The 7,806-nt window shown below is 55.9% G+C and carries 6 protein-coding genes and 3 tRNA genes; 6 read left to right on the top strand and 3 right to left on the bottom strand.

Annotated features, from left to right (window positions below; genetic code table 11):
- Both K6T64_RS08815 and K6T64_RS08810 read left to right on the top strand, forming a co-directional pair.
- Positions 1–741: ABC transporter ATP-binding protein (locus K6T64_RS08815; protein ID WP_288009661.1), on the top strand; the 741-nt coding region annotated here is incomplete at its 5' end.
- Positions 734–1,384 (top strand): ABC-2 transporter permease, encoded by a 651-nt coding sequence (locus tag K6T64_RS08810; RefSeq protein ID WP_288009659.1) that lies wholly within the window; start codon positions 734–736, stop codon positions 1,382–1,384. The genes K6T64_RS08815 and K6T64_RS08810, both read left to right, overlap by 8 nt.
- 202 nt (positions 1,385–1,586) lie before the next feature.
- Here K6T64_RS08810 and K6T64_RS08805 read toward each other — a convergent pair whose 3' ends face one another.
- Positions 1,587–2,126 (bottom strand): hypothetical protein, encoded by a 540-nt coding sequence (locus tag K6T64_RS08805; RefSeq protein ID WP_288009656.1) that lies wholly within the window; start codon positions 2,124–2,126, stop codon positions 1,587–1,589.
- A 321-nt stretch (positions 2,127–2,447) separates the two neighbouring features.
- Between K6T64_RS08805 and gltX the strand changes: the two genes are divergently transcribed.
- The 4 genes from gltX (at position 2,448) to K6T64_RS08785 (ending at position 4,344) form a co-directional block, all read left to right on the top strand.
- Positions 2,448–3,950 carry a glutamate--tRNA ligase gene (gltX, locus tag K6T64_RS08800; protein WP_288009654.1) on the top strand — a complete coding sequence of 501 codons (1,503 nt, stop codon included), beginning with the start codon at positions 2,448–2,450 and terminating at the stop codon, positions 3,948–3,950.
- A 159-nt stretch (positions 3,951–4,109) separates the two neighbouring features.
- Positions 4,110–4,183: transfer RNA gene (locus K6T64_RS08795), tRNA-Gln, on the top strand.
- 5 nt (positions 4,184–4,188) lie between these two features.
- Positions 4,189–4,264, top strand: a tRNA-Glu gene (locus tag K6T64_RS08790).
- A gap of 4 nt (positions 4,265–4,268) precedes the next feature.
- A tRNA-Lys gene (locus tag K6T64_RS08785) sits at positions 4,269–4,344 on the top strand.
- Positions 4,345–5,084: 740 nt separating this feature from the next.
- On the opposite strand, the gene K6T64_RS08780 is transcribed toward K6T64_RS08785, so the two are convergent.
- Both K6T64_RS08780 and ltrA read right to left on the bottom strand, forming a co-directional pair.
- Positions 5,085–5,543 carry a zinc ribbon domain-containing protein gene (locus tag K6T64_RS08780; protein ID WP_288009652.1) on the bottom strand — a complete coding sequence of 153 codons (459 nt, stop codon included), beginning with the start codon at positions 5,541–5,543 and terminating at the stop codon, positions 5,085–5,087.
- Positions 5,544–5,671: 128 nt separating this feature from the next.
- Entirely contained in the window at positions 5,672–7,537 is a 1,866-nt protein-coding gene (ltrA, locus tag K6T64_RS08775) for a group II intron reverse transcriptase/maturase (RefSeq protein WP_288009651.1), read from the bottom strand.
- Positions 7,538–7,806: the final 269 nt, after the last annotated feature.

Genomic DNA, 7,806 nt, shown 5'->3' with positions numbered 1-7,806 from the left:
GGCAAGACGACGACGATTAAGCTGATCATGGACCTGTTGCACCCGGATGCGGGCACGGTCCGGCTGTTCGGGCACAGCGATCCCCGCAGCCGTCAAAAGGCCAAAGACCGCATCGGCTTCGTGTACGCCGAACCGCCCTTTTATAACGAATTGACCGTGGAACAAATGAAAACGGTCGTGGCCTCGTTTTATTCGCGCTGGGACGAAAGATTATACCGTCGCTACCGCAATCAATTTGAACTTCCTGACAACCGCAAAATCAAAGCCCTGTCTACGGGGATGAAAATGAAGTTTTCCATCGCTCTCGCCCTGTCTCACCACGCCGACCTCATCCTCATGGACGAGCCGACCTCGGGCCTGGATCCCATCGTGCGCCGGGAGATTTTGGACGTGCTCGCCGAGCTGATCCAGGACGAAAGCAAGGCCATCTTTTTCTCCACCCATATCACCACGGACCTCGAGCGGATCGCGGACTATGTGATTTTCATCCACCGCGGCCGGATCCTGTACAACGGGGAAAAAGACCGTCTGCTGGAGCAATATCGACTCGTGAAAGGGCCCAGGGAGATCTTGAACCCGGAGACCCGGAGCAAGCTCGTCGGGATTCGGGAAACCGGGGTGGGATTCGAGGCGTTGGCCCCGAGCGATGCGTTGCCAGCGCTGGGGAGTCGAGTGTTGGCCGAGCCGCCATCATTAGAGGATATCATGCTTTATACGGTAAAGGGGGAGCCCCATGCGTAGTCTCCTGATCAAAGACCTGGTCATGTTCCGGAAAGTTCTGCTGGCTGATGCCCTGGCAACCCTGTTGATCAGCATCCTTTTTCGGTCCCCCGGTGTCATTGCCATCGTTGCGATCATCTTCCTGACGCAATCCATCCAAATCGATGCCCGGGCCCATAGCGATGTGCTGGTGAACAGTCTACCCGTGTCCCGGGGGGCCGTGGTCAGATCCCGGTACGCGGAAACGATGGTCGTGACTTTGGCCATGTTTTTTCTCGCCGAACTGGTCGCTGCCGGCCTGCGTTCCATGCGCCTGACGGAATTTCCTGCTATGAGTTGGGCACAACTCGGTAGCGTGGCCACCGTCACCCTAGTGTGGTCCGCGATCATTCTGCCGCTTTATTTTTGGTTGGGATCGGTGTTTGTACGGTATTTGAGTTTCATTGTTTTCGTGATCGCTTTTGGCATTGGGTCTGCGGCGGGAGCCATTCGCGCTTTAGTCAGTTCCGAAAGTACCGGGTGGATCGTGCACCTGTGGGCTTGGTCCCGGAGCCTCGCAGCCGGAGAAGCCTTTGCTTGGGTTTATCTGCTCCTCACAGCCGCGGTGCTTTTTGTGGGGTCTATGCTGCTGTCCGTCCGCCTCTACCAACGGCGGGAGTTTTGAAAATGGCCTGCGCCTGGGCTAGGAGACTTCACCAGACCCAGCGGGGGCAGGCCGCATCCCGGGCGGGGGTGGGCGTGGGGACGTTGTCCGAGGCTCACGAACTCCCCCGTGGGCAAGAACCGCGGGACGAGAGCACCAGGTATCAAACGGCTCATGCCCTCCAGAACCAATTCGATCACATTCAGACTCCACAGCCTAAAAGTCACGACAGCGTTCTCCCGCACTCGTCGAACCACTGTACGTCACAAATGCCATAGTTTGATCGGGTAGGATTATGGGGATTTTTGAGTGTGTCGTCAAATATCTGCCCGTCACAAATGCTATGGTTTGATCGGGTAGTGGAAAGCAATATAAACAAGCCGAATTTGTAATGAAGGCGCTGTATATATTCTTTCAACTTATCCTTATCTGTTTCTTGGTCCACCTGGGCAGAAAGTTTCTTCATCTCTATGGCAAGCAGATTCGAGGATGTCCCCCTGTGGTGGATAATGATGTCGGGATACGCTTTGCGTTCGCCACGACGACCAGGGTTTATCAGCTTTGGATCATAGCCGATACGGTTATATTCACAGTCAATATTCCACGATGAAAATTCTTTCTCGAGATATACTGCGAGCCTGTGGGCAATAGTTCGTTCGTGCACATCGATTTCGAACAGGTAAATGTCATTGCGGATCAGCATATTAAGACTCTTTTCTACTCTCTTTCTCACCACGTCAAAATCTGGGCGAAACATCTTCACGGAATTAGCACCTCCCCGTCACAACGCATGCGGCCATCCTTCGCCCCCACGCCTTTGTATTTTCACTTCCCCGCCCCACCTCTGACTGAGACGAAGCTACCGGGGCGGGCGCAAACAGACCCAATCCATAATGACAGGCCTTCGGGCCGGGCTCTTCACGGAAAAACAAAAACCACGGGGCCGGGTACTTGACAGCCTCGTTCATATCAGATTTTAACTGAGTGATTGCGCGGACTTGCCTTTTTCCGGCCCAAACATCTATCATGGGAAGAGGATTTGATCGGATGCAACGGGTGATCATTGCGGAGGGAGTTTGTGACGATGACCGACGGCAGTGTACGTGTGAGATTCGCCCCGAGTCCCACCGGGGCCTTGCATCTCGGGGGGGTTCGCACGGCGTTGTTGAACTGGCTGTTCGCCCGACACACCGGGGGGCGGATGGTGCTGCGCATCGACGATACGGATTTGGCCCGATCCTCCGAAGTTCACTTGCGCCAGATTCTGGAAGGTTTTCGGTGGCTCGGGCTCTCTTTTGACGAAGGGATCGAGGAGGGCGGAGCATTTGGTCCTTATCGACAGTCCCAAAGGCTGGAGATCTATCGGCGACATCTGGACAACTTGATCCAGCGGGGTCTCGCGTATCCCTGTTATTGTTCTGCCGAGGAGCTGAAGGCAGCCCGGGAGTCCGCCCTAAAGGAAGGGCGAACGCCGCGGTACCCGGGGACCTGCCGCCACCTAGCGCCCGAGGAGCGAGCTGCCCGGGAGGCGGCCGGCCAGCGGCCGGTGTACCGTCTACGGGTCGATCAGGATCAGCCGGTGGTCGTCGACGACCTGGTCCGGGGGCGAGTGGAATTTGCGCCCGATCAACTGGACGATTTTGTCATTTTCAAGAGCGACGGGTGGCCCACGTATCATTTTGCCACGGTGGTGGACGATCTGGAGATGGGGATCACCCATGTGATCCGGGCAGAAGAGCACCTGTCGAACACGCCGCGCCACGTGGTGCTATTTCAACTTTTGGGCGGTCGTGTGCCGGCCTTTGCCCACGTGCCCATGATCCTAGCCCCGGATCGGACCAAACTGAGCAAGCGCCATGGGGCCACGTCGGTGGATGAATTTCGCAGCCTCGGGTTTCTCCCTCAGGCTTTGGTGAATTACTGCCTACTTCTGGGGTGGTCCCCCGGGGACGAGGAAGAGATCATCAGTTTGGACAAAGCGGTGGCGCGCTTTTCCATCGATCGGATAGTGAAACACGCGGCCGTCTATGACCTTCGCAAACTGGAATGGATCAACGGCCACTATCTTCGGACAATGCCCTTAGATAAAGTGTGGGAGTATGCCCGACCATTTTTCGAGGAGGCGGGCTTCGTTTCACCGACGGCCACCAAGGCTGAAATCCAGGCCGCTCAAGCCCGCCTGGATGCGGTGCGCGAGCGGGTGCACACGTTGGTCGAGGCGGTGGATGCGGTCTCGTACTTTTATCGGCCGGTTACCGAGTACGATCCAAAAGGAGTGCGTAAACATTTGCAGCGGCCGGAGACGGCCGACCTCTTGCAAGAGGCCCGCAAGGTCTTAGAAGGGGCTGAATCGTGGGACACGGCGACATTGGAGACCCTTTACCGCGACCTCATTGCAAAGCGGGGGATCAAGGGCGGAGAGTTGATCCACCCGACCCGCCTCGCTTTGACCGGACGAACCGTGGGGCCGGGACTGTTTGAGGTGATGGCACTGTTGGGACGCGAGGCAACCCTTGACCGTCTCGCCCAAGCCATTCAATATCTGCGAAGTCAAACGACCCATTCCACCACCCCAACTGGGCTTTAATTGTGAAGACCGGGGTCGCGCCGCAGAGGGACGCCGTCCCTGTGGCACGACCCTTCTCTGATAGGAAGAGAGCAGTGATACACGTACAAAATTCGTTGTACTCCAGGGGTTGACGAAAACGGGCTCCGGAGATTATAATGAAGAACGTGTCAAGCACAATGCGGGATGGTGCAATGGTAGCACGCCTGACTCTGGATCAGGTAGTCTAGGTTCGAGTCCTAGTCCCGCAGCCATTGTCGGCCCTATCGTCTAGTGGTTTAGGACGCCGCCCTCTCACGGCGGTAACATGGGTTCGAATCCCATTAGGGTCACCACCTCGGGCCGTTAGCTCAATTGGTAGAGCACCCGACTCTTAATCGGATGGTTGGGGGTTCGATTCCCTCACGGCCCACCACTCATCGTGAACATCCCCGAAAGCCTTGTTTCATTTAGCAAAAGAGCCTCCAACCTTGTGATTCCCAATCTGCCTTGTGCCTGGGGCAATTGCACGAGTCTAGTGTGTTTGGAGGATAACAAAACCCCGGTTTCCCCAGTTTTTTTCTCATCGTGGTCCGCCAATATTCACGGGCTTAGCTTGTGCAGCACGTACCGATTCAACGATACTCCCTCTTGATGCACCTGCACAGCCATCCAACCGCCCAATGGCCTATGCGTCCTCTGCGAAAGGTCGCGACATTCAATGAGTAATAGACATAGGAGAAGGGACATTCACCTGGGGCTCCCCTTTTTTCGCTAGTATTGCTTCATCTATGCATCTCATGGCATAATGAACGAGATTCAACTTCATCGATGGAATTAAGATCCAGCCAAATCGTAATTCCGTAAAGACAGGCAGGTCCCACGTCTTTTGAGGATGTGGGATTTTGTATGTTATTAAACTCTCTCAGCTCAACGCGCTCCAAGGAGGACAGCCATGTCGACACCGATCCGAAATGACCCGCTCAAAGAATCTCATCCCCGCGATTTACAGAATCACCGCGCATTCTGGTCGATTACGACGGCGGTGGGTGCAGCGACCACAAGCCAAGGAATGCTCATCCGCTCTCCCAAACCTAAACAAATCTCTTTTTGCGCAGGATCTGGGTTCAGGACTGTCATGTCCCTCATTTGATTTCTTGGCGGCTGGCGGCGTGATCAACTCACCCGCCCGCCGGCGGCCCCCGAAATCTCTTGGATCCCTAGACCGTCGAACCGCCAAGCCCGCCTGGTGCATACGGCAATCTTGCCTCCCAGACGGCCCGAGCCAGGCACCTCTAGCTTTTCAAGCACTTGCTTAAGCCCGTTGATCGATGAATTCTCGTCCCGGATGTGGTACGTCCCGCACTCCGGACAGGTCCACTCCCGAACCTCCGGAGGAATCCCGACCGGCACTTTGTAGTGGCACTGGCAACACGTCCGGGTCGACCCGTCTTCGTCCCACTCCCCGTACACCTTGCCCGACCGGGTCGCCACCCACTCCAGGGCCTCTTTGAACCGACCAATAAGCGACTGGTTGTTCATCGCCCGGCGCATTCCTGTGCTGATCCCCCCGCCGTGCGGCGTGTAATTCCCCACATACACCCCGTCATACTCCCGGTACAACCGGTTGGCCACCGTCCACAGGTACAATAGCGATAGGTAAGGGACACCGTCGGCCTTACCCGTTACGGCTCCCTTTTCCCCCGCTTCACACCGTGCGTGCGGCTTTCACCGCACACGGCGTTCCATCGAGACATCAGGGCTTAGGGTTCGAGCTTTTCCCTCAGTTTGACGATCCGTTTCCAGACCTTTGCAGGCAATTTCTCGCTCAAATCTTCGCGGCTGTGAACCAGTACGTGACAGCGCTTGTGCAGGCTGACGAGTTCGCCCACTTTGTTCACCTGATCCAGCGGAAGGTAGGGCCGCTGGTGGTGGACGTGCAGGTCGGCGGGATAGATGTATTCCCCGCAAACCCTACATTTCCCCCTGTCGCGGTTGTAGGCATAGGCGCGGTTCATTACATACTCGAAGTTGTACTTCTTGTCCGTGAGACCCTTCGCCACAACCTCCGACAGGGTCAGGCTCATGGCCGGGTCGTCCCGTGCATTTGACCGGAACTTCCCGGTGCGCTGCCTATAGGCTTCTCTTCCTTCCGGCGTGTAGGGCGTCTCAATGGGATTCTTCAGTGTGGCCTTTTCCCATTTAACAAAACCCAACGACGTGACCCCAACCACAACATCTTCCGCCTTGACGGCGGGGATTTTCGTTTCGTATCTACTGTGCCTTGCCGGAAGGTTGTGGACTTCCTTGGCAGAAATCCACTTGACACCTCTTTCCTTTAGCGCGTTGTATGCCGTCCATTGCAGGGATTTGGCGTATCTGTTGAGGTCGGGGTTTACCATCGTTGCCGTCCGGTAGTAATTGCCGATCCCGACAATGGCGCTGTTCACCACGTTGATTTGATGGATCAACTCTTTTCCATCGTGTCTTCGCAGTGCTTTCAGCTTTTGCCGGATTTCCTGCATTTTGTTTGCCAGCCGTTTTCGGTCAGGACGAGTCTGGGTTTTCCATCCGGTTCGGCTTTTGCCGTGCCGCACGAGTTTCATTTCGTGCCCGAGGAAGTGGATGGGCTTCTCCCTGACGTTGGTGATGAGGGTCTTTTCCTCGTTCAGCGTCAGTTTGAGTCTGACTCCCAGGTATTTCTGGATACGCCGTTTCCACTTCTCAGCGTTGGCCTTCGTGTTGGTGATCAGCACCCAGTCATCTGCGTATCTGACGAGGTAGGCGGGTTTGAGATTGGTTCGTTTCCGGAGCGCCCTAGTTCTTACGCTCTTTCGGCTGTAGTTATGCTTGGTTTGTTTGCTTTCCCATTCTCGTATAATCCACTGGTCTAACTTGTGTAGGTAGACATTTGCCAAAAGTGGTGAGATGATCCCACCCTGCGGTGTACCCGCTTCGGTGGTTTCGATTTCGTTCATGACTCCCGCCTTCAGCATTTTCTTGATGATCATCAGCACTCGCCTGTCCCTGACACCCATATGCCAAAGTTGCTTGATCAGGCGTGTGTGGTTGATGTTGTCGAAACAGCCTTTGATGTCTCCTTCAATGACCCAGTGGTATCCTGTGTTGAAGCAGATGCTGGTTACCCTTTCGAGCGCCATGTGCGCGTCACGCATGGGTCGAAACCCGTAGGAGTGCTTAAAGAATTGCGCCTCCACAATGGGCTCGATTATCATGCGCAGGACTTCCTGGACCACCCGGTCCGCGATCGCCGGGATTCCGAGCGGCCTCATTTCGTCTTTGCCCGGTTTGGGGATCCAGACCCGTCTGAGTAGTGCCGGACGGTAATCGTCCAGCATTTCCCGCACGAGCCGGATGATTTCTGGGTACTGATTCTCCAGCACTTCCCGGATGGTCTGCCCATCGCTTCCCGCTGTCTCACTGCCGTGATTGGCCTTAATTCTGTGAATGGCGGTCACGATGGTCACTTCAGCTTTGGCGATCTCCAGCAGGTTTTTGAACCTCGGCGGTTCTCCGCTTTCAATCGCCTTTTTGGCCTCCGCGTACAGCTCGTCCAGTTTGTCCCGAAGGTCTGTTTCGCTTTTCAGGTAGGTCGATTCTTGAACCATAGGCATCACCTCCTATGGCGTTAACCAGGCGGACTCAACGGCTTCCCGACCAGGCTCGACCTTTCTTGCCCCAATTGCCTCGACTATGCCCCTTCGCTCCACGCCCGTTACAGCGTTTCATCACTACTGTGAGCTGCTGCCCCCAAGGTTCGCGGGCCATTTCCTGCTCCGCTCGCTTCATCGGCCCGATTGGCTTCCACGCCCTGGGTTCCGCTGTACCCGTGACTCCTAGCCCTTATTTTGACAGCCTTAACCGCCCGCTCTGGCCC

Source organism: Kyrpidia sp., assembly GCF_023512215.1.
Taxonomy (GTDB): Bacteria; Bacillota; Bacilli; order Kyrpidiales; family Kyrpidiaceae; genus Kyrpidia; species Kyrpidia spormannii.
The sequence above is the reverse complement of the archived record's forward strand: the minus strand, read 5'-3'. Positions and strand labels throughout refer to the sequence as shown.